This window comes from Brachybacterium sp. AG952 (assembly GCF_004362645.1).
Taxonomy (GTDB): Bacteria; Actinomycetota; Actinomycetes; order Actinomycetales; family Dermabacteraceae; genus Brachybacterium; species Brachybacterium conglomeratum.
On record NZ_SNXV01000008.1, the window covers coordinates 50198 to 72232 of the forward strand.

The window sequence follows — 22035 nt, forward strand, 5'->3', positions numbered from 1 at the left end:
CACGGGAACGTTCACCTGAGCGCGGCCCTGGCGCTCTGACCTGCATTGAAGGAAGCCGCTGCGCCTGGCCTCAAGCGAATGAGTGACCCTGTGGCCGCCGTCACGACCGTTTGACGCGCCCGCTTCAGCACGTGTCAAGGTCGAATCCGACGAGCGCCGGCGGTCGACGGCGGCACGTCCGCCTCGACGCGGCAACCGTCTCCCGCATCCCCGATCCAGGAGTAGACGTGTCCCGTCACACCACCCCCCTGAACCCCACCCGCCGCGGCTTCGGCGCCCTCGCCCTGGGCACGCTGGCCGCCGCCGGCACCGCCTCGGCGCTCGGCTCCTCCGCGGCCCAGGCAGCCCCCGCCGCGCCGAACGCCCCGACCGCGGACGGCCCGCAGCCCACCCCGCACACCCAGCAGGCCTACGACCCGATCACCAGTGACTTCCACGCCCGCTGGACCCGTGCGGATGCCCGCCAGATCATGCGCACCCAGAACGACGAGACCGTCGCGCGCGGCGAGAACTCCATGCCCGAGTCGATCACCATGCCGGAGATCCCCGTGGACTTCCCGATCATGACCGACGAGGTGTGGGTCTGGGACACCTGGTCGCTGACCGACGAGTACTCCAACCAGATGAGCTACAAGGGCTGGGACGTCATCTTCTCCCTCGTCGCCCCGCGCGACATCCCCTTCGACGAGCGCCACTGGAGCGCCCGCATCGGCTACTTCACCCGCCCCTCGACCGCCGAGCCCGACGAGGCCTGGACCTACGGCGGCTACCTCTTCGAGGACGAGACCTCCCTGTCCAACACCGAGTGGTCCGGCTCCGCCCGTCTGATGCAGGGCAACAAGGTGCGCGTGTTCTACACCGCGACCACCTTCGGCGAGAAGCGTCCCGGCACCGACGGCAAGCCCGCCGTGCTCGCGACCGTGCTCGGCAAGATCAAGGCCACCAAGAAGGGCGTGAGCTTCTCCGACTTCGGCGAGCACCTCGAGATCGCGGAGCCCGACGGCACCTGGTACCAGACCCAGGAGCAGAACCAGTACTTCTCCTTCCGTGACCCCTTCACCTTCGAGGACCCGGCGACCCCCGGGATCACCTTCATGCTCTTCGAAGGCTGCGGCGCGGGCGTGCCCGGCACCGCGGAGACCGACGCGACCGCCGAGGACCTCGGCTACGTCGACGGCGACCCCTTCGCGGAGACCGTCGACGAGGTCAACGCCAAGGGCGTCCAGTGGCAGCGCGGCAACATCGGCCTGGCCTGGGCGGACTCCAAGGACCTCACCTCCTGGACCATGCTCCCCCCGATCCTCACCGCCTACGGCGTGAACGACCAGACCGAGCGCCCCCAGATGATCATCGAGGACGGGAAGTACTTCCTGTTCACGATCTCCCACCAGTTCACCTACGCGGCGGACCTCCGTGGCCCCGACGGCGTCTACGGCTTCGTCGGCGACGGCATCCGCTCCGACTTCCAGCCGCTGAACTCCTCCGGCGTGGTGCTGGGCAGTCCCGTGGACCTGAACCTCCCGGCCGACGCCCCCGAGTCGCCCACCGAGGGTCAGAACCCGCGCCAGTTCCAGGCGTACTCGCACTACATCCAGCCCGGCGGCCTGGTCCAGTCCTTCATCGACAACGTCGAGGGCCGCCGCGGCGGCACCCTCTCGCCCACCGTGAAGGTGGACGTGGACGGTGCCACCGCGACCTCTGCGGTGGACTACTCCTTCGGCGACGACGGCCTGGGCCCGTACGCGTACCTCCCCACCAACAAGCGCAAGGGCGGGGTCGGTCACTACAAGTGATCGGCGGCCTGCGCCGGGAGCCCCGGGCCTGACGGCCCGCGGACGACCGCGCAGGAGGAGCAGCCCGGCATCACCGACGCGGCGCCGTCCCCGAGAGGGGGCGGCGCCGCGTCGCCGACCGGGGCGGGGCTCAGTGCTCCCGCAGCGTGATCGCGGTGGCGTGCAGCGGGCCGCCGTCGGCGTAGAGGGAGGCGCCGGTGTCCCCGGGCAGCAGGTGCACCTGCTGGGACAGCACCGTGTACCCGTCGTCGACGAACACCTCCACGCTCTGCGTGTCTACCAGGATCCGCAGGTGCACGACGCGCGCGGCGGGGTCGATGGGCGCCTCCGCCCGGCGGAATTCTCCGAAGGAGTACCCCTCGAGATCCGAGGGGCCGCGGTCCACGTAGACGCGCCCGTCGATCACGCCCACGTTCGTGTGCCGGGACCCGTCGGCCGAGCGTCCCACGGAGACGCCCACGTTCGTGGCCTCCCCCCAGGTCAGGTCGAGCTCGAGCTCGTAGGCGCGGGCGTCGACGTCCAGCACGGCCGCGCCGTCCGCGGTCACGTCAGGCAGCGTGCGCACCGTGCGCGCGGCCGCCGCGAGCGCCGGCACGGGCGTGGACACGAGCGCGCAGCGCCCGTCGGCCTCGCGCCGCAGGCGCAGCTCGCGGACCACCGAGAACTGGCCGTTGTAGCCGTCGGAGAGGTCGGTGGGCACGTCGCGGTTCGCGTACTTCCAGTTGTTCATCCACCCGATCGCGTACCGCAGACGCGCGGGGTCCTCCGGGGCGGGCCAGGTCACCGCCGCGTACCAGTCCCAGCCGTGGTCCAGCCACTGCGGGGTGAGCGAGTCGGCCAGGAACTGCTCGCCGTCCCAGGTCCCGGTCCAGTAGGCGTAGGTCATCGGCAGCCCCACGCCGTAGGCGTCCATGCTCGCGCCGAGCACCCAGTGGGTGGTGCCGTCGTCGGCCGTCATCTCGAAGAGGTCCGGGCACTCGATGCCGCCGAGGTCCGGGTCCTGGGGGGTGAGGCGGTAGTCGAAGTTGCGGCGCAGCGTCCAGGTGCGCAGGTCCGCGGAGGTGTAGAAGGTCGCGTAGCGGTGGCGGCCGATCACGCACACCCATTCCCCGCGCGCGGCGTCCCAGTGGACCTTCGGGTCCCGGAACCATTCCGCGTTCTCGACCTCCGCCGGGGTCTCCGCCTCGCGGCCGTCCTCGTTGACGATGACCGGGTCATCGAGCTGAGTGAAGCTCGCGCCGCCGTCGAGGGACCAGTACAGGTACTGCTCCTGATGCCGGCGCACGCCGCCGGTCGGCTGGGTGGCCAGGGCGATCACGGCGCCGGCGCCGAAGCCGGCGGTGTCCTCCTCGTCGATCACCAGCGAGCCCGACCACACCGGGAAGTCCGGGCGCAGCGGGATCGCGTCCCCGTGGTGCTCGAAGGTGACCAGGTCCGCAGTGGACGCCCGGTCCCACCCGCCGTCCCCGGAGTTCTGCTCCGAGTGCAGGTAGTACAGCTGCGTGGTGCCTCCGGTGAGGACCGGGCGCTGCGGGTCGCACAGCCAGCCGCGGGGCGGGGTGAGATGGAAGCGGGCGCGGAGCGAGGCGGGCTCCTCGGCGAGGGCGGGGGAGGTCGTGGTGCTCAGGAGGGCTCCTGTGAGGGCCAGGGCTCCGCAGCCGGAGGTGCGCAGCAGGTCGCGTCGGGTGGGTCTGATCATCATCGGGCGTTCTCCATCATCATCGGTGGGATCGGGGACGGATCGGATCGGTTCGGGGACGGTGCGTGACGCGACGGCTGTGCGACGGTGCGGGGAGGGGCGTGCTCCTGCGGAGCGCAGCGATGCGGCCGACGGGTCGCGTCGTAGCGGGGGCGGTCGAGCGGCGGCCGCGGTTCAGCGCGCGGCGATCGAGTCCCGGGCGACGACGGGGCAGCTCACGCGCAGCTGCTCGCCGGGCGCGAGCTCCTCGGCGCCCAGCAGGACCCGTACCCCCCGGACGCCGAGCTCGTAATGGGGCAGCGCCACGGTGGACAGAGGCGGCCGCAGGTGGCCGGCGATGACCTCCTGGTTGTCGAAGCCGACCACCGCCATGTCGCCGGGCACCCGCAGCCCCCGCTCCCGCAGCGCGTCGTACAGGCCCATCGCCACCCGGTCGTTGTGGCAGAACACGCCGGTCACGCCGAGGGCGAGGAGCTGCTCAGCGACGGCGTACCCGCCCTCCTGCTCGGGCGACGCGTCCAGGATCAGTGCCTCGTCCACCTCCGCGCCGACGGCGGCATGCGCCTCTCGGTACCCCTGCAGGCGGCCCTCCCGGGCGGGGGAGGGGGATGTGGTGTTCACGAACGCGATCCGCCGGTGCCCCTGCGCCAGCAGCAGGTCGGTCGCCGTGCGGCCGCCGCCCACCTCGTCGGGCACGACTGCCCGGGTCGCGGTGCCCGCGGTGTAGCAGTTGACCAGCACGTGGTCGGCTTCGGCGAGGGCGTCGGGGATCTCCGTGGCGCGGTGGTTCCACGTCGAGTAGAGGATGCCGCGCACCTTGTGCTCGAGCATCATCCCCAGCGCGTCCCGCTCCGCGGCTTCGTCGCCCTCGGTGTTCGCGACCAGCAGCACGTGCCCGTGCCGCCAGGCCTCCTCCTGGGCGCCGCGGATGATCTGACCGGCGAAGGGCGTGGTCGCGATGGAGTCCGCGACCAGGCCGATGAAGGCGCTGGTGCCCTGCACCAGGTTCTTGGCCAGCACGTTGGGGCGGTAGCCGAGGTCCGCGACGGCCTGCTGCACGCGCGCCCGGGCCTCGGCGCCGATGCGGGCCCCCGGCTTGTCGTTGACGACGTGGGAGACCGTGGTGACCGAGACTCCGGCGCGCTCGGCGACCTCCCGCATCGTCACCGTGCGGTCCGCTCGCCCCGTGCCCGTCATCGATGTCATCCCTTGCTCGCTCCGCTCTCGAGACCGTAGATCATGGCACGGTTGAGCACGAGGAACACCAGCAGCAGCGGGGTCACGGTGATCGACACGGCGGCGAAGGTGGCCGTCCAGTCGGTGTTGCCCATCGCGCCGATGTAGTTCTGCAGACCCAGCGGGATGGTCTTCAGCTCCTCGCTGAGGAGGAAGGTGTTGGCGAAGATGAAGTCGTTCCAGATGAAGATCGCGTTGACCATCACCACCGTCACCACGGTGTTCCATGACATCGGCAGCGTGATCCGGGCGAAGATCCGGTAGGGGCCGGCGCCGTCGAGGGTCGCCGCCTCGTACATCTCGCGAGGGATGTAGCTGTAGAAGGAGAGGAACAGGTACAGCGCCATCGGCAGCGCGAAGCCTGCCAGCGGGATGATCACCGCCGCTCGCGTGTCCAGGATGCCCAGGCGCGAGTAGTCGATGAACAGCGGCACCAGCGCCACCTGCACCGGCACCACGATGCCCAGCAGGAACAGGCCCTTGACCAGGCCGGAGAACCGGAAGCCGAGCACCGCGATCGCGTACGCCCCGGCCATCCCGCACACCACCAGCAGCAGGCAGGCGCCGCCGGTGATGAGCAGGCTGTTGAGGATGTTGCGCAGCAGGTCGCCCTGCTCGATGGCGCGCGCGAAGTTGTCCAGGGTCAGCTGCGTGGGCAGGGAGAACGGGTTCGAGGCGGCGAAGTCCTGCCGGTCGCGAAGGCTGGTCTGGAGCAGCCACAGGAAGGGGTAGACCTGGAGGATCAGCACCGCGGCGATGAGCGCGCGGGAGATCATCGTCGAGATCCGCAGCGGCGTGGGCCGGCGGCGGCGGCGCGGAGCAGCGCCGGCGGTGGACGACCGGGCGGTGGAGGAGCCGTCGGGGGAGCCGCTTTCGGGGGAGGGGCCGTCAGCGGGGGATCGGGTCATGTTCCGCTCCTTCGAGGCGGGCTCAGGCAGGGCGGGGGAGGGTGCGGATGCAGGGGTCATGTCAGTCCGCCTTCCTGCGCAGCAGCAGCAGGATCAGCCCCACTGCGACCAGGCACTCGAGGACGATGATCACGGAGATCGCGCTCGCGGAGCCGAAGTGCCCGGAGGTGAACGCCGTCTTGTACATGTAGGTGGTCACCAGCTCGGAGGCCTGTCCGGGGCCTCCGTTGGTGAGCAGGAACGGGATGTCGAAGCCGCGCAGCGCGTAGGTGGTCGCCATGATCAGGGTGGTGACGAACACCGGCATGATGTGCGGGAACCGGATCCGGGTGAAGACCTGGAAGGGGTTCGCCCCGTCCAGGGAGGCGGCCTCCTCCAGCTCCTTCGGCACCGCGAGCAGCGCCGCGTAGAGGATCACCGTGTAGAGCCCCAGGAAGCGCCAGCCTTCGGGGGCGGAGACCGCCGCGAGGACCGTCGAGACGTCGGAGAGCCAGGGCCGGGCCAGGGCGTCCAGACCCACCGCGCCGAGAAGCGTGTTGACCAGCCCCACCGGCTCGAAGGAGTAGATGCGCTGGAACAGCAACGCGATCGCGGGGGTCGAGATGACCGCGGGCATCAGGTAGAGCACCTTGAGCATCTCGCGGCCCCGGGTGATCGTCATCAGCAGCGTCGCCACCAGCAGGCCGCCGCCCACCTGCAGCAGCAGGCAGATCACGAGGTAGACCAGCTGGTTGACGAAGGCAGTGCGGAACACGTCGTCGTCCAGCAGCAGCGATCGGTAGTTGGCGAGCCCCACGAAGTCGAGACCGGTGATGCCGTCCCACTCGTAGAAGCTCAGGCCCAGCGACTGCACGATCGGCAGCAGCACTCCGCCGCCGAAGAGCAGCAGGGGCGGGGTGAGGAACACGACCACCGAGAGCCGTGAGCGATAGGGGAGCATGGGGTCCTCCGTCCGTGACAGGCGGCGTGCCGCTCAGTCCTCGAAGTACTTGGGGGCGTTCTTCGCGAGGGTGTCGTCCATGGTGGTGAGGAACTCCTCGGCGGTGATGTCGCCCTGGACCAGCAGCACCAGCTCCTGCTGGAGCCGCGAGTTCGTCGAGGGATCCAGCTGGGTGTCCCAGGGCATGAGGGTCGCCTCGCCGAGCTCCGCGGCGACGTCGATCGCCTCCTGGTAGATCGGCAGGGCGTTGTCCGGGATCACCGGGTCGATGCTGGTGGGGCCCAGCAGGCCGCTCTTGGCGTACTCCTCGGGGTAGCGCTCGAGGGCGAAGCGGAGGAAGTCCCGCACCAGCGGGTCGTAGGTCTGGGCGTTCACGGCCACGCCGATGCCGGAGGGGGCCACGAACTCGTCGGCCCCGGTGACGGAGCCGTCGGCGGCCGGGAGCGTGAAGAAGCCGATCTGCTCGTGCATCTCCGCGGGCAGCTCGGTGGTGGCGAGGTTGGGCAGCTCCCAGGTGCCCATGTTGTAGATCGCGGCCTTGCCCGAGGTGAACAGGGCCTGCGCATCCGCGTAGCCCACGGAGGAAAAGCCCTGCTGGAAGGCGCCGACCTCCCCGAGCTCGGCGAGCCACGCGGCGGACGCACTGCCCGGCTCATCGGCGAAGGCGGCGTCGCCCCGCTTGAGGTCGGTGATGTAGTCGGGTCCGGCGATGCGGAACGGCTGGTAGGCGACGTAGCGCTCGAGCGGCCAGGCATCCGCGCCGCCGACGGCGATGGGGGTGACGCCGGACGCGGCGAGGGCCTCGCACAGCGGCACCATCTCGTCCAGCGTGGTGGGCACCTCGACCCCGGCCGCCGCGAACAGCGCCTTGTTGTACCAGAACACCTCGACCCCGAACTCGAGCGGGATCATCCGCAGCAAGCCGTCGTCGAAGCGCTGGTAGTCCAGCGCCGCCGGGCGGAAGTCCTCGAGCACGCCGAGCTGGGTGAGCAGGTCCTCGACGTCGACCATGCGCTCGGCCGCGTTGAGCTTCGCCGCGAAGGGCGTGGCGTCGGTGTCGAACAGCTCGGGCAGCTCGTTCGCGGCGGCGAGGGTCTCGTACTTCTGGATGTAGCTGGGGCGGTCCGGGGTGGTGATGAGCTCGAGGGAGAAGCCCTCGTGGTCGGCGGCGTACTCCTCGGCCAGGGCCGTCATGATCTCGATGACCGCGCCGTTGGCGGGCCGCGAGAGCAGCCAGGAGATGGTGCGGGGCTCGATCTCCCCCTCCACGGCGGCGGCGGTGGAGCTCGCACCCCCGGTGCTGCCGCCGCACGCGGCGATCAGGGGGAGGGAGGCCGCACCGGCGGCGAGGGCCAGGAACTGCTTGCGCTTCATGGGATGTCTCCTTCGACAGGTGATGAGCGGTTCGGGCAGCGGGGTCAGGCGGTGGTGACGTGCAAGGCGGTGAGGGTGAGGGAGGCGTCCTCGGCGAACACGCCGAGACGCCCGGTGGGGTGGTCGTAGAGGCGGGTGGAGAGGGCCACGCTCTCGTCGAGGACCGCGACCAGCAGGTCGTCCTCGAGCACCAGGTCGAGGCGGTGGTGCGGGGCGCTGAGATCCGCGGGGCGCTCGAGCTCGAGCAGGTGGGGGACGTCCCCGGAGATCTGCCACTGCTCGGTGCCGGTGATGGTGCGGGGCCAGCGGTCCAGCACCATTCGTCCCGCCTGCGGCTCGAGCCGCAGAACGTAGCCGTGCTCGCCCTCGGCGTCGGTGCGCAGCAGCAGCCCGCCGGCGCGACCGTCCGGGTCGAGGGCGAGGTCCGCGCGGATCGTCGCGCGGGAGGGGAGCTCGGTGCGGCCGACGGCGGAGGCGTAGCCGGTGGCGGCCTCGAGGACGACGGGCTTGAGCCCGGGGTTGACGGTGACGGTGTCTTGGGCGAGCACCTCCGGGGGCAGGCGCAGGTCGAGAGTGCCGTCCTCGCGCGGCACGGCCTCGAGCAGCGAGAGGGTTCCCGCCCACTGCCAGGGGCCGTCGTCGCGCCGTCCCTCCCGGGTCGCGATCCAGCCGGCGACGATCCGCCGCCCCCGCCACTCGGCGGACTTCGCCGCGTAGAAGGACCGGCCGTCCAGGGAGTCGTAGCGCGGCGCGCGCCAGGGACCCTCCGGGGAGCGGGACATGCGGTACCGGGTGACGAAGGCATCGGTGAACTCGGAGTACACCAGGTACCACCACTGACCGATCCGGAACACCTCGGGGCACTCCTGGGTGAGGAAGCGCTGCGGGTCCCACAGCGGCGGAGCCGGCTCCCAGGTGTGCAGATCCGTGCTGGTGAGGCGGCCGACGGTGCCCCGGCGACGCTCGGGACCGGCGGCGTGCCGAGCGGCGAGCAGCATCTCCCACGGGCCGAGCGGGTCGGGCCGATGCACGAAGGGGTCGCGGAAGTCCGCCGGGTCGTACCCCTCGGGCGCGCTGAACGTGTGCTCGGGGTGCTTGGTCCAGTGCAGCAGGTCGGTGCTCGTGGCATGGGCGACGCGCTGCAGGGGGCGGCCGTCCGGGGCGGTGAACGCGGGGTTCTGAGCGGTGGAGAAGAGGTGGTGCAGACCGTCCTCGTCGGTGACGATGCTGCCGGTGTAGCAGTTGAGGTCCTCCTCGGCCGCGGTGCCATGGGGGAGCACCTCGCCGTGGTCCTCCCAGGTCACCAGGTCGGTGGTGGTGACCAGGTGCCAGGAGGTGCCCTGGCCCGGCGCCTCCCGCTGGTGGTGCAGGTAGTAGACGTGCAGCACGTCCTCGTGGACGAACGGAATGGTGTCACCGACCCAGGCGGGGGTCGGGGTGAAGAACGGCGCGCGATGCATGTCACTCCCTCGTGATCAAACGTTTGATCAGGGACTGTAGAACGCTCACCGCGTGATGGTCAAGCGTTTGCGCTGATTCGGTGCCGAAGGGGTGCGGCGCCGTACGTCTCAGTGCTCGCGCAGGCGCAGTCCCGTGAAACGGGCGGCTCCGCCCACCGCGTGCAGCCGCACGTGCTCCTCGCCGGGGGAGGGGTGGACCGTCATCGACATCGCGGTGCGGCCGTCGTCGAGGAACACCTCCACGCTCTGCGTGTCCACCAGAATCTGCAGGTGCGCGGAGCGAGCGGCCGGATCGATCGGGGCGGTCGCCGCGGTCAGTCCCGAGAAGGGCTCCGCGGCGCCGTCCGGGTCGGTGTCGTCCACGGCGCCCGCTCCTTCGTCGGCTGCGCTCAGCATGAGCGCGCTGCCGCTGCGGTCCACCCGCAACTGCCCGCCGCCGAGCGTGATCCGGGTGCCCCGGGAACCGTCTGCGGAGCCGACCACGGTCACCGCCGCCTCGGCGGCATCCTCCCAGCTCACGTCCATCTCCAGGGCGACAGCGCGCCCCAGCGCACCGAGCTCCGTGAGCCCCTCGACCTCCTCCGCGTCGTCGGACCCGGTGCCGTCGGTCTCCCCGGGGACGACCTCCTGGTCCGCGAGGTCCCGCGCGGCGGTCGCCGTCGCGGCGAGCGTCGGCACCGGGGTCGAGACGAGGGTCAGCGCGCCGTCGTCGTCGCGCACCAGGCGCACCTCGCGCACCACCGAGTACTGGCCGTCGTAGCCGTCGGAGGCCGCGGTCGCAGAGGCCGCACGCGCGTAGGCCCAGTTGTTCATCCACCCGATCGCGTGGCGCACGTGCTCCGGGTCCTCCGCGGACGGCCAGGTCACCGCGGCGTACCAGTCCTCTCCGCGGTCGAGCCAGCGCGGCGCGGGGTCCGCCGGGGTGAAGCGCTCGCCGTCCCAGGCGCCCACCCAGTACGCGTAGTTCGTCGGCTCGCCGGCGCCGCTGCCGTCCAGGCTCGCGCCGAGCACCCAGTGCGCGGTGCCGTCGTCCGCGGTGAGGGGGAACAGGTCCGGGCACTCCACCCCGCCCAGGTCCGGGCCGTCGGGATCCAGGTCGCGGTAGGCGAACTCCTCACGCTGCTCCCAGGAGCGCAGGTCCGGGGAGGTCCAGAAGGACACGCGGTGGTCGCGGCCGATCGCGCACACCCACTGCTCCCGCTCCTCGTCCCGCTGCAGCTTCGGATCACGGAACCAGGAGGCCTGGGCGATCTCCTCCTCGGTGCGTGCGGCGGGCCCGTCGGGGTTCGCCAGCACCGGATCCGGCTCCAGAGCGAAGGTCGCGGCGTCCTCGGAGACGGCGAGGTACTGCTCCTGCAGCTCGGCGCGGCCGTCCGTGGGCCGGGTGGCCAGCGCGATCACCCTCCCGGCGCCGAGGCCGGCGGTGTCCTGCTCGTCCACCACCGCGGAGCCGCTCCACACGTCGACCCCGTCGGCCCCTGTGAGCGCCGTGCCCTGGTGCGTGAAGGAGACCAGGTCCGTGCTGGTCCAATGCGCCCAGGCGGTGGGGCCGGGAACGGTGTCCTCGCTGTGGTGCAGCCCGTAGAGATGCAGCGTGTCGCCGATCCGCACGGGGCGCTGCGGATCGCCGATCCAGCCGGTGGGAGGGGTGAGATGGAAGCGGGGGCGGAGGCTCTCGGACCCGTCGTCGGGCGTGTCCGTCCTGTCGCCGGGGGCGGGCCCCGGATCGTCCTCGCCCCCGGTGCAGGAGGCCGCGCCCAGCACGAGCGGGGCGAGGACCATCCCCGCGGCGGTGCGCTGCAGGACGGATCGGCGGGCGAGGCGGGTCATGGCGGCTCCGGGGCGTGGCGACTGGATCGGTGCGCCCCATCACGCGGTCATCCGACGGTAGCGAAGGGGTGGGGCGCATCTCCATCGGGTGTGAGAGGAGCCGCGGGAGAGCGGTGCCCGCGTCGGTTCGCCCGGTGCCGCCGGGAGCCCGCGCCGGGGAGGTCACGGCCCGGGCACGTCGAGACCGAACCTCCGCACGCGATCGTCCTGCTCGGACCGGGAGCCGTCGGACCGCTCACCGGAGATCGGTCGCGGGCGCAGCTCGAGCGGCGTCGACCGCCGACTCGTGGCCGACGGGGTCATGTGCAGGCGTCGCGCTGCGGCCTCGGCCGTGATGCTCGGCGGCGATCCGGGGCGTCTCGGCGAGGGCGGGATCGTCCGGGCAGCCCAGACCTACTGGTCCGTCCTCTCGGCCGTACTCCGGAACCGCCCCGCGTCCGGGCACTGGTGAACTAGTGTGCGAGCACGGACCCGACGAAGGGAGCGCGTGATGAGACGGCCTCTGCCGTTCCTGGACAGGGCCGCGCCCGAGGCCTGGTCGCTGCTCGGCGAGGTGCGCCGCGCCGTCGCGGAGCAGAACGAGGCCGCCGGGATCGCGACGACGACGCTCGAGCTCATGTACCTGCGCATCTCCCAGCTCAACGGCTGCGCCTTCTGCGTGGACCTCCACCACCGTCGTGCCGTGCGCGCCGGCGCGCCGGAGGACCAGGTCGCGCAGCTGCCCGTCTGGCGCGACTCGCCCAGCTTCGATGCCGTCGAGCGTGCCGCGCTGCTGCTCGGCGAGACGGTCACGACCCTGCCCGAGCCGATGGTCCGCGACCGCGACCTGATGGTCGCCCGCGACGTGCTCGGCGAGCAGGCCTTCGCGGCGCTGGAGTGGTCCGCCGTGCTGATGACCACGTACAACCGTCTGTCCGTGCTCTCCCACCACCCCGTGCCCGGCGCCCGCTGACTGCCGCGCCCTCCTCAGGAAGGAACCCCGATGACCGAGGACACCACCCCCGCAGAGACGGTCGACCCGGCCGACGAGACCGTCGAGGTGCGCGAGAACCCCGGGAGGCACCGCTTCGACATCCTCGTCGGTGGCCGCCAGGCAGGCTTCGCGTCGTTCACCACCCCGGCGGAGAACCCCGATGACCAGCGGATCTTCTACCACACCGTCATCGACGACGCCTTCGGCGGACGCGGGCTCGCCGGCGTGCTCACCCGCGGCGCGCTCGCCGCGAGCGTCGAGCAGGGCAAGCGGATCGTGCCCGTCTGCCCGTACGTCGCTCGCTGGGTCCGCGGCCACGACGACTTCGCGGACTCCGTGGACCGGGTGAAGTCCGTCCACCTCGAGGCCGTGCGCGCCGTGAACGGCGAGGCCGACGGCACGGCATCATGAGCTGAGCCGCCGTCCGCGCCTCTCGCCGCCCGAGAACGCCGCTGTCGTCGCGCCCGCCCCGCATGCGACGCTCGCAGGTGACTACGCTGTCGAGGGGTCGCGACGGCCCCGAGCACCGCAGCGTGCTCGCAGCACCCGAGTCGAAGGAGCAGCCGGAAATGCGCACACCGAGGAACCAGCGATCGGCCGAGGCCGTCGAGGCCTTCACCCGGATCATGGGACGCAAGCACGTGCTCACCTCGGCGCGTGCCACCGCGCCGTTCACCACGGGTGACCGCTTCGGCGCCGGTGAGGTGCTCGCCGTGCTGCGGCCCGGCTCGCTGGTGGACATGTGGCGGGCACTGCAGGTGTGCGTGGACCACGATCTGATCGTCATCACCCAGGCCGCGAACACGGGGCTCACCGGCGGCTCCGGCCCCGGCGACCAGGACTACGACCGCGACATCGTCATCCTCTCCACGCTGCGGATCGACGGGATCCACCTCATCAACGATGCCCGCGAGGCGATCAGCCTGGCCGGCGCCACCCTGTTCTCGCTCGAGGAGAAGCTCGCCGCGCACGGCCGCGAGCCTCACTCGGTGATCGGCTCGAGCTCCATCGGCGCGACCGTCGTCGGCGGCATCGCGAACAACTCCGGCGGCTCCCAGATGCGCAAGGGCCCCGCCTACACGGAGCAGGCGATCTTCGCCCGCGTCGATGAGGACGGCCGGATTCACCTGGTGAACCACCTCGGGATCGATCTCGGGACCGATCCCACGCACATCCTCGACCGGCTCGAGCGCGGGGACTGGGACGCCGCCGATGTCACCCCGCCGCCGCCCGACTCCACCGGCACCGACTACGCGGACCACGTGCGCCAGCTGGCCGACACCCCGGCCCGCTTCAACGCCGACCCGACCTTCCTCCACGAGGCCTCCGGCAGCGCCGGCAAGATCATGGTGTTCGCCGTGCGCACCCGCACCTTCCCGCTCGAGAAGGACAAGGCCACCTTCTACATCGGCACCGACCGCCCTTCCGATCTCGAGTCGCTGCGCCGCCGCATCCTCGCCGCCGACGGCCCGCTGCCGATCTCCGGCGAGTACATGAGCGCGCACGCCTTCGACCTCGCGACCGAGTACGGCAAGGACACCTACGTCTCGCTCAAGCACGCCGGCTCCCGCACGCTGGTGCGCATGTTCGCGCTGAAGGGCTGGGCCAACGGGGTGTTCGCGAAGCTGCCCGGCTTCGGGCCCTCCACCGCCGATGCGATCTCCCAGAAGCTCTTCTCCCTGGTGCCGGAGAAGATCCCGTCCCGGCTCACCGACTACCGCGACCGCTTCGACCACCACCTGCTGCTGGTGGTCAGCGGCAGCGAGCGCGCGGCGACCGCCCAGCTGCTCCGCGAGTTCTTCGCCGGCCCCGAGCACGAGGGCGACTTCTTCGAGTGCGACGCCGACGAGGCCCAGAGCGCGACCCTGATCCGCTTCGGCGTCGCCAGCGCCGCGAGCCGCTACTACGTCATGCACCGCGCCGAGGCCTCGGCGATGGTCACCTTCGACGTGGCGCTGCGCCGGGACGACGAGGACTGGCTGGAGCGCCTGCCCGAGGAGATCGCGGACCAACTGCTCGAGAGCGCCTACTTCGGCCACTTCTTCTGCCACGTCCTGCACCAGGACCATGTGGCGAAGAAGGGCGTGGACCCGGTCGCACTGAAGAAGCGGATGACGCAGCTGCTGGTGGACCGCGGCGCTGCGGTCCCCGCCGAGCACAACTTCGGCCGGATCTACCCGGCCCCCGAGCAGCTGGTCGCCCACTACCGTGAGCTCGACCCGCTGAACATGTTCAACGCCGGGGTGGGGGAGACGTCGGCGAAGAAGGGGTGGGGGTGAGCCGCGGCGGGACGAGCGACTCGACCGCGGCGGCAGCGCGGAGGACCGCGCCCTCGCCGAGCGCCGGTCCGATCAGCTGCAACCCCACCGGCATCCCGTCGAGCATCCCGCACGGTACGGAGACGGACGGGATCCCCGCCAGATTGGACGGGCCGACCAGGCGCATCAGCTCCGCGTCGCGATCACGGGTCACCCCGCCCACCTCGACCGAGGTCTCCCCGATCCGCGGCGTGCGGATCGGCAGCGTCGGCGAGGCGATCACGTCGACGTCGGCGAAGGCTCGGGCGAACTCGGCACGCACGAGCGACCGGATCTGCTGGGCACGCACGTAGTCGACGGCGGTGGCGAGCGCTCCGCATTCGACGAGCCGGCGCACGTCCTCGCCGTAGAGCTCGCCGTGGCGGCGCAGTTGCGTCTCGTGGAACGCGGTCGTCTCCGCGGTGTCGATCACGGTCAGCGCGAAGACTGCATCGGACAGGGACGGCAGCGAGATCGGGACCAGCGTGGCCCCGGCTCTGGTGAGGCCTTCGAGAGCCTCGCGCACGATCCCCTCCACCGCGGGATCGATTCCGGCGAAGAAGAACTCCTCCTCGACGCCGATGCGCAGCGGGCGGGGATCGTCGAGCTCTTGCCGGGATGTCGTCGGCGGGAGCGGGAGGGAGGACGGCCCTCGCGGATCGTGGCCGGAGAGGGCATCGAGGAGGAGCGCGGCGTCGGCGACGGAGCTGGTCAGCACCCCGACGTGGTCCAGGCTCCACGCCTCGGGATAGCAGCCGACGCTGCTGATCCGTCCGTACGTGGGCTTCAGTCCGACGATCCCGCAGGCCGCCGCCGGGATGCGGATCGAGCCGGAGGTGTCCGTGCCCAGCGCCGCGAGAGCCATCCCGGAGGCGACGGCGACGGCGGAGCCGCCGCTGGAGCCGCCGGGTGTGCGCGAGGTGTCCCACGGGTTGCGACAGATGCCGTGGTGCGGGTTCTCGGTGGTGACTCCGAGGGCGAACTCGTGGAGGTTCGTCGCCCCGAGGCGCACCGCCCCGTGCTCCTCCAGACGGTCCACGACGGCGGCGCTGCCGGTGGGGACGTGATCGCGGAAGATCTCCGACCCCATCGTCGTCACCCTCCCGGCGACGTCGAGGTTGTCTTTCACCGCCACGGGGAGACCGTCGAGGAGGCGCGGCGGAGCTCCCTCCGCTCGTCGCGCATCGCAGGCATCGGCCGTGCTCCGCGCCGTGTCGTGCTCGACCGTGATGAAGGCGCGCAGCTCCTGGTCATGGGCATCGATGGCGGCGAGGCAGGCGTCGGTGAGCTCGCGGGAGGTGGCCTGGCCCTCGGCGAGCAGCTGCGCCGCCTGGGTCAGCATGGTCGGGCGGGCAGGCGTCATGTCGTCGGGGTCCTCGGGTCGAAGGTCATGGCGGAGGCGGTGCCCGCGAGCCGGTCGAGGTCGACGGACTCGCGGAGCTCGTCGAGCAGTGCGGCGTGCTGCTCCAGGGCGGGGCCGTCGGCGTCGGGGATGTCGGGGAAGCGGCGACGGGCCTCGGCCAGGGCGTCGGGTGTCGTCATGCGGGGTCAGTCCACCTTTCCGATGTCCTCGGGGGTGAGGACGAGGGGTGAGTAGTCGCCGTCGGTCCGTGAGCGGTAGGCGCGCATGGCGACCGGGATGAGCGCGCCGATGACGATGTAGGCGATGATCGGCGGCCAGGCGTTGGCGGGCAGCAGGGTCACGCCGATCACCGTGATCGCGGCGGACACCGCCATGCCGAGGATGAAGATCGGGGTGCCCAGGGGAGCGCGGAAGGACCGCTCCCACTCAGGGCGCTTGCTGCGCAGGCGCAGTGCCGAGAGGCATCCGAGGAAGTACACGGCGCCGGCGGCGACCACCGACAGCGAGTACGTGTACTGGACCCAGTTCGTGCTCGTGAACGCCGCGAAGAAGATGCCGAAGCCGAGCACGACGAGGTTCGCGATGTACGGCTGGCCGTGGCGGTTCGTGCGCATGAACCACGGCGGCAGCTGGCGCAGCTGCGAGGCGCCGTAGAGGACCCGGGCCGAGGAGGTCCAGAACCCCATCAGGGTCGTGAACGCGTAGAGCAGGCCGGCGCCGATCGCGAGCAGCCCGATGATCGAAGGCATCCCGAGACGGTCGACGAGCTCGGGCTCGGGAACGCTCAGCGAGGCGATGACGTCGTGCGGCGCGAGCCCGCCGATCGCCACGGTGGCGAGCATGTACACGACGGCGGGGATGAACAGGCCCGCGAGGATCACGAGGACCATCCTCTTCGCCGCGAAACGCGTCTCCTGCACCATCGTCGGCGTCATCGCGAAGCCGATGTACTTCAGCACCAGGGCGGATCCCGCCGCGATCGCTCCCATCATCCCGTGCGGGAAGAGCCCGCCGTGCTCGGAGATGTTCGTGAACTGCCAGTGCCCGCTGGTCAGGTAGTAGACGGAGGTGCCCACGGTGATTCCGACCATCACCAGGAACAGGATGATCGCGAGTACGCCGGTGAGCCGGATGTTGAAGTTCGAGAAGACGTACCAGACCACCATGATCGCGATCGCGATGAGCGGCTGGACCGGCACCGGCACGTCGACGAAATACCCCGCGGCGGTCACGAAGATGAAGGCGACCAGTGGCGGCTCCACCACCTGCACCAGGAAGAACAGCCACTGCGTCGCCCATCCTGCCGTGGGGTTCATGGCATTGGAGGCCCACACGTCGACCGACGAGGAGAAGGGCAGCATCGAGGTGAGCTCGGCGAAGGCCAGGCCGATGGGCACCAGGATGATCGCGAGGATCGGGAAGACGAGGGCGGCGCCCGCACCCGTCAGTTCGAACCAGTACGGCGCCTCAGCGAGCCAGCCGCCGAGGACGGCCCCCGCGGCGAGGGCGATGAGGCTCATCAGCCCCAGCTGACGTCTGAGACCTGCAGAGCTGCCAGTCATCACGTCTCCTTCGACGGTGAGGTGCCTTTCATCGTAGGTCGCACTGGACAGTCGTCAAGGGCACATCGGCGAACGGCGCCCGGCCCGCACTCTCACCCGTCCGAGCGCGAGAACCGGTTGGTCATCCCCTCGCTCGCGAGGAACAGCACCTTGCCCAGCAGCGCCTCGGTCGCCTCGCGCACCTGTTCGGCGATCGCGGTGTTCGCCTCCGCGAGCAGCGCTGGGATGTCCTCCTCGGCACCGGCCGACGCGGCCTTCCCGTCGGCCGCTCGGACCGCCGCGCGGCCGAGCGCCATGGTGCGCTGCTGGTAGCGCTCGATCAGCGGGATCACCTGGTGGAAGTGCGGATCGGCCAGCGCCGCGATCAGCCGCGAGGTCCAGTAGAAGCTGTCGGTGGAGACCGTCTCGCCGGTGGTCGAGAGATAGGCCGGGGCCTCCTCGACGTTCGTGAACATCGGGATCAGCGTCGTGAACGGCAGCGAGGCGTAGGCGATCCACTGCACCGAGCGATGCGAGGCGGGCAGGTCGCCGCGGATCTGCAGGATCGCCAGCGCGTTGTGGCGGTTGATGCCGATGGGGCGGAAGGCGCGGCGCTCCGCGTCGGTGCCGCGCGGGGAGTAGGGGTCGAAGACGGTGCCCTGGTAGTGGGAGGAGAGCACGTCCTTGACGTCCTCGATCGTCAGAAGCCGCTCCGGGCGACGGCTCCAGCGGAGGTCGTCGGCCTCGGGGCTCGCGCCCGGGCGGCCCGCATCCCATTCCTCGGCGTGCGGGTTGAGGGTGCGCTGCATGTACCAGGCGCGGGGCGAGTTGTAGAGGTGGTCGTGCTCGGTGTGGGAGCCGAAGGCCTCGCGCGGGTTGAACGACGTGTCGCCGGCGGTGGAGCCGCTGCGCAGGGTGAGGTCCAGGTGGTGCTCCCGCAGGAAGGCGCGCAGGTCGGGGCTCGCGAGATGATCGCGGCCCGGTCCCTCGGCGTCCTCGAGGTCGAAGGAGTCGATGCCCAGCTGGTTCGGCATCGTCACGTAGTGGTCCTCGGGCACGCGCCGCGCGATCCAGTGGTGCCCGCCCACCGTCTCGAGCCACCAGATGTCCTCGGCGTCGCTGAACGCGATCCCGTTCATCTCGTAGGTGCCGTGCTCGGCCAGCAAAGCCCCGAGGCGCAGCACGCCCTCGCGGGCCGAGCGGATGTACGGCAGCACGAGGGTCACGAAGTCCTCCTCGCCGAAGCCGCCCGGCGTCTCCCCGTCGCGCTCGACCAGCGGGTCCGCGGCGAGCACGCGCGGATTCGAGGTGATCGTCTCGGTCGCGCTCATCGCGACGTCGGCCGCGTTGATACCGGCGCAGCCCCAGATCCCCTCGTCGGGCAGGGCGTTCGGGATCGCGGTGTACCGCAGCGGGTTCTCGGGCAACTCGATCGTGCATCCGCCGAGCACGGAGGTGTAGGTGCGCGGCTGGTCCTCGGGTCGCACCACCACGGCCCGCTTCGGGTCGAAGCTGCCGGCCGAAGAGTCCTCGGTGCGGGCGACGAGCGGGGAGCCGTCGGCGCTTGCACGGCGGCCGACGAGAAGGGTGGTGCAGGGCATGGGCGGGTGACTCCTGGGGTGCGGGGGACGGTGTGCGTTCTCCACCGTAGACCTGCTCCCGGCATAGGGTGGCCCGCACCATGGTGCTGCGTCCGGCGGCACCGATGCGTCGTGGGGGAGCGGAGCAGCGATGAGACGGCGAAGCAAGGGACGAGCACGATTCTCCCGGAGCGAAGGGGCGTCCCTTTTCCTGGAGCTGTTCGACCTCATCGCGGGCGTGGCACAGCTCCTGTGGCGCCTGCCGTTACTGATCCTGCGCCTGTTCAGCTGAGCGCGCAGAGCCGCGGGGTAGTGCGCACAGCGGGCCCGCCCGTCAAGCGCTGCCCTCCGTGAGGTTCGCCGTCGGCAGCCAGTCCGCGCCGAGCAGCTGCGCGACGCCGGAGAGGCCCTCGGTGTCCCCGCCGACGGTGTCGGAGGCGGCGGCGATCCGCTCCACCATCACCTTGGAGACCTGCTCCTCGACCGTGTCCTCGGCGTAGGCGATGTGCCAGGGGGAGACCTGGTGGTCGCGGTGGGTGCGGCCGGTGACCTGTCTGCCCGCGATGCCGGAGAAGCGGGCCTGATGGAAGATCCCGACTCGCGGCTCCGTGCTCGCCTGCTTCCCGCCGGGGAGGGTCTCGCCGGCGTGGAGGCTGATCGAGGCGACCGTGGTGAACACGCACACCGGCGCCGCCCCAGTCTGGAAACGCAGCCGCTCGGCCTCGACGTCGAAGCGGTCCCGGCCATAGATCGTCGCGACCTCGAGGCCCGCGTCCCGCAGACGCTCGGTGATCGGGTCCGCAGCAGTGGTCACGAACTCGACCGAGCACGCGACCTGCCGCTCCGCCTCGACCTGCTGCGCGATCCACTGCACCGTCGAGTCGACGCGGAGCAGCCCCGCCTTCTGCCGGAAGCGCAGCAGCGCCGCCCGACCCTTCGCGGTGTTGCGTCCGCGTCGGGCGAGGTCCATATCGCGGCAGAACTCGCCCCACTCCGCCTCGTACACCTCCCGCTCCGCCGGGGTGAGCGTCACCGGCATCCCGGAGATCGGCACCGGCCCCCACGGCGCCGCGCGGTGCAGCATCGCGGCCGGCTCGTCGTCCGTCAGCCAGCTGCGCACCCGCGCGAGGTCCTCCGCTCGACGGGCCGGATCCGTGGTCCAGGTCGCGCCGTAGCGGCCCTTCTCCAGGCCGATCCCGTGCCGCTCGAGCGCGGAGGTGAAGGTGTTCGCGGGCTCCTTGGCCGAGCCCCAGGCGGTCATCGGCTCTCCGTGTGACTGCGCGTAGGCGGGGGCGAGATAGGGCAGCTCGAGCGGGGTGTGGCCGGGCGTGGCCGTGGTCGCGATGACGAACGGCGCCGCGTCGTGCGAGCGGGTGTGCCCGGAGATCCGCGACCAGAGCTTCCACCGCTTCGTGGTGGTGCGGCGCAGGGCATGGGCCTCGTCGGCGATGATCACGTCCCAGTCGTGGCCGGCGACCTTCTCCAGCCGGTCCCAGGTGATCACCACCCACTCCAGACCGCTGTCGCCGAGCGCCGTGATCGTGCGGCACCAGTGCCCGATCGTGATCGCCGCCGGACGGTCCGCGATCACCAGCACCCGCTCCGCGCCGCGCAGATCGCCGACGGCGCTCGCCCCCAGCACGGCCGAGATCGTCTTGCCGACGCCCGGCTCGTCCGCCAGCAGGAACATCCGCCCGCCCGCCTCCGCACGGGCCGCGATCGCGTCGGCCGCCTCGTACTGGTTCTGCCGCGGTTCGAAGCCGTCGGTCGGCTCGGGCACCGGGGCGGAGGAGCCGGGGTTGTGGAGGTTCTCCAGGAAGCGGCCGAGGGTGTGCGGGCCTGGGGAGTAGGGCTTGAGGTGGTCCGGCAGCGTGCGGCCGACGTGGACGTGCATCTTCACCGCGGGGTGCCAGGAGGCGCCCTCGACCTGTGTGCCGTAGGGGACGTCGAGGACCCAGAGCCGCTCGCCGGGACCGACGAAGGGGAGCTCGCGCGGGGCGTGGCGGGAGGAGCCCCCGGAGCGGCGGCGCGAGGACCTGCGGCGGCGGGTGGTGGTGGAGCGGCGGGAGGTGGGCACTCGTCGAGGTTATCGGGGGCGGACGGACTGGGCGGTGCGGCGCTCAGCGACCCGTGCGCCGCACCGCCACGTGCACCTCAGGGTTCTCGCCTTGTCCGACCACCACGAGGAACGCCACGCTGCCTTCGACGCCCTCGGTCAACCTGTCGCCCTGCTTCTGCACCCCGGTGCCGAGCCGTTCGACCGCCGTGGCCATGTCGTCGGGACTGATGCACGTGTAGGTGTCAGCTGGGGTTAGGCCGCCAGGCTGACGGTCGGGTTCATGATGGTCTCGTACTCGATGGGGGTCAATCGACCCAGACGGGCCTGTCGGCGGCGGCGATGATAGGTCCTCTCGATCCAGGTGATGATCGCGATCCGCAGTTCCTCTCGGGTCCGCCAGCGCTTGCGGTCCAGGACGTTCTTCTGGAGTAGCGCGAAAAAGGATTCCATCGCGGCGTTGTCCCCGGCAGCACCGACCTTCCCCATCGATCCCGCGAGGTCGTGACGGTTCAGGGCGTGCACGAACTTCCGCGACCTGAACTGAGATCCGCGGTCCGAATGCACGATGCAACCGGCGGCGTCGCGACGACGAGATACCGCGTTGTCCAGGGCGTTCACCGCGAGGCGCGCCTTCATTCGGTCGCTGATGGAGTAGCCGACGATCCGGCCGGAGAACACGTCCTTGATCGCGCAGAGGTAGAGCTTGCCCTCGTCGGTCCAGTGCTCGGTGATGTCGGTCAGCCACAGCTCGTTGACATCGTCGGCGGTGAAGTCGCGTTTGACCAGGTCGTCGTGCACGGGCGGGCCCGGGCGCTTGCCGTTCTTGCCGCGCTTCTTGCCGAACACGGACCACCACTGGTTGTCTCGGCAGATCCGCCACGCGGTCCGCTAGCACATCACTTCGCCCGCTTCAGCGGCTTCGCCGGCGAGGAACCGGTAGCCGAACTCGGGATCGTCACGGTGCGCGTCGAACAGCGCGTTC

At 71.1% G+C, this 22035-nt stretch carries 17 protein-coding genes and 1 pseudogene; 4 read left to right on the top strand and 14 right to left on the bottom strand.

The window, feature by feature from the left end:
- Positions 1-227 precede the first annotated feature (227 nt).
- Positions 228-1793 (top strand): glycoside hydrolase family 68 protein, encoded by a 1566-nt coding sequence (locus tag DEU31_RS16295; RefSeq protein ID WP_133677898.1) that lies wholly within the window; start codon positions 228-230, stop codon positions 1791-1793.
- A gap of 130 nt (positions 1794-1923) precedes the next feature.
- Here the strand turns inward: DEU31_RS16295 and DEU31_RS16300 are convergent, their stop codons facing one another.
- The 7 genes from DEU31_RS16300 to DEU31_RS16330 form a co-directional block, all read right to left on the bottom strand.
- Positions 1924-3492, bottom strand: coding sequence for a glycoside hydrolase family 32 protein (locus DEU31_RS16300; RefSeq protein WP_133677917.1), 1569 nt, complete (start codon positions 3490-3492; stop codon positions 1924-1926).
- Between the two features lie 174 nt (positions 3493-3666).
- Positions 3667-4698: a LacI family DNA-binding transcriptional regulator gene (locus DEU31_RS16305; protein WP_133677899.1), complete on the bottom strand. Its 1032-nt coding sequence runs from the start codon at positions 4696-4698 to the stop codon at positions 3667-3669.
- A complete protein-coding gene (locus DEU31_RS16310) occupies positions 4695-5636 on the bottom strand; it encodes a carbohydrate ABC transporter permease (protein ID WP_133677900.1) in 942 nt (313 codons plus the stop codon). Before DEU31_RS16310 ends, DEU31_RS16305 begins: the two co-directional genes overlap by 4 nt.
- A gap of 61 nt (positions 5637-5697) precedes the next feature.
- Positions 5698-6576, bottom strand: coding sequence for a sugar ABC transporter permease (locus DEU31_RS16315; RefSeq protein ID WP_133677901.1), 879 nt, complete (start codon positions 6574-6576; stop codon positions 5698-5700).
- 33 nt (positions 6577-6609) lie between these two features.
- On the bottom strand, positions 6610-7950 hold the full coding sequence (locus tag DEU31_RS16320; protein WP_133677902.1) for an extracellular solute-binding protein: 1341 nt from the start codon (positions 7948-7950) through the stop codon (positions 6610-6612).
- A gap of 44 nt (positions 7951-7994) precedes the next feature.
- Entirely contained in the window at positions 7995-9410 is a 1416-nt protein-coding gene (locus DEU31_RS16325) for a family 43 glycosylhydrolase (protein WP_133677903.1), read from the bottom strand.
- A 108-nt stretch (positions 9411-9518) separates the two neighbouring features.
- Positions 9519-11240: a glycoside hydrolase family 32 protein gene (locus DEU31_RS16330; RefSeq protein ID WP_133677904.1), complete on the bottom strand. Its 1722-nt coding sequence runs from the start codon at positions 11238-11240 to the stop codon at positions 9519-9521.
- A 490-nt stretch (positions 11241-11730) separates the two neighbouring features.
- Here DEU31_RS16330 and DEU31_RS16335 point away from each other — a divergent pair, with 490 nt between their 5' ends.
- From DEU31_RS16335 to dld, 3 genes are all read left to right on the top strand, one after another.
- Positions 11731-12192 (top strand): carboxymuconolactone decarboxylase family protein, encoded by a 462-nt coding sequence (locus DEU31_RS16335; RefSeq protein ID WP_133677905.1) that lies wholly within the window; start codon positions 11731-11733, stop codon positions 12190-12192.
- A 30-nt stretch (positions 12193-12222) separates the two neighbouring features.
- Positions 12223-12624 carry a GNAT family N-acetyltransferase gene (locus tag DEU31_RS16340; protein ID WP_133677906.1) on the top strand — a complete coding sequence of 134 codons (402 nt, stop codon included), beginning with the start codon at positions 12223-12225 and terminating at the stop codon, positions 12622-12624.
- A 158-nt stretch (positions 12625-12782) separates the two neighbouring features.
- A complete protein-coding gene (gene dld / locus DEU31_RS16345) occupies positions 12783-14492 on the top strand; it encodes a D-lactate dehydrogenase (protein ID WP_133677907.1) in 1710 nt (569 codons plus the stop codon).
- Here the strand turns inward: dld and DEU31_RS16350 are convergent.
- The 7 genes and pseudogenes from DEU31_RS16350 to DEU31_RS16375 all read right to left on the bottom strand — a co-directional run.
- Entirely contained in the window at positions 14446-15873 is a 1428-nt protein-coding gene (locus tag DEU31_RS16350; RefSeq protein ID WP_166649558.1) for an amidase, read from the bottom strand. The two genes, dld and DEU31_RS16350, sit on opposite strands and share 47 nt — an antisense overlap.
- Positions 15870-16052 carry a hypothetical protein gene (locus DEU31_RS16355; RefSeq protein ID WP_133677908.1) on the bottom strand — a complete coding sequence of 61 codons (183 nt, stop codon included), beginning with the start codon at positions 16050-16052 and terminating at the stop codon, positions 15870-15872. The genes DEU31_RS16350 and DEU31_RS16355 overlap by 4 nt, the downstream gene beginning before the upstream one ends.
- A gap of 6 nt (positions 16053-16058) precedes the next feature.
- The gene (locus DEU31_RS16360) at positions 16059-17435 is read right to left on the bottom strand and encodes an APC family permease (RefSeq protein WP_133677909.1); all 1377 of its coding nucleotides are present in this window, start codon (positions 17433-17435) and stop codon (positions 16059-16061) included.
- A gap of 92 nt (positions 17436-17527) precedes the next feature.
- Positions 17528-19015, bottom strand: coding sequence for a C69 family dipeptidase (locus DEU31_RS16365; RefSeq protein ID WP_133677910.1), 1488 nt, complete (start codon positions 19013-19015; stop codon positions 17528-17530).
- 313 nt (positions 19016-19328) lie between these two features.
- Positions 19329-21071, bottom strand: coding sequence for a helicase (locus DEU31_RS16370; protein ID WP_133677911.1), 1743 nt, complete (start codon positions 21069-21071; stop codon positions 19329-19331).
- 43 nt (positions 21072-21114) lie between these two features.
- Positions 21115-21267, bottom strand: coding sequence for a hypothetical protein (locus DEU31_RS16895; RefSeq protein WP_166649559.1), 153 nt, complete (start codon positions 21265-21267; stop codon positions 21115-21117).
- Between the two features lie 38 nt (positions 21268-21305).
- Positions 21306-22035, bottom strand: a pseudogene (locus tag DEU31_RS16375) (IS3 family transposase); the annotation flags it as partial.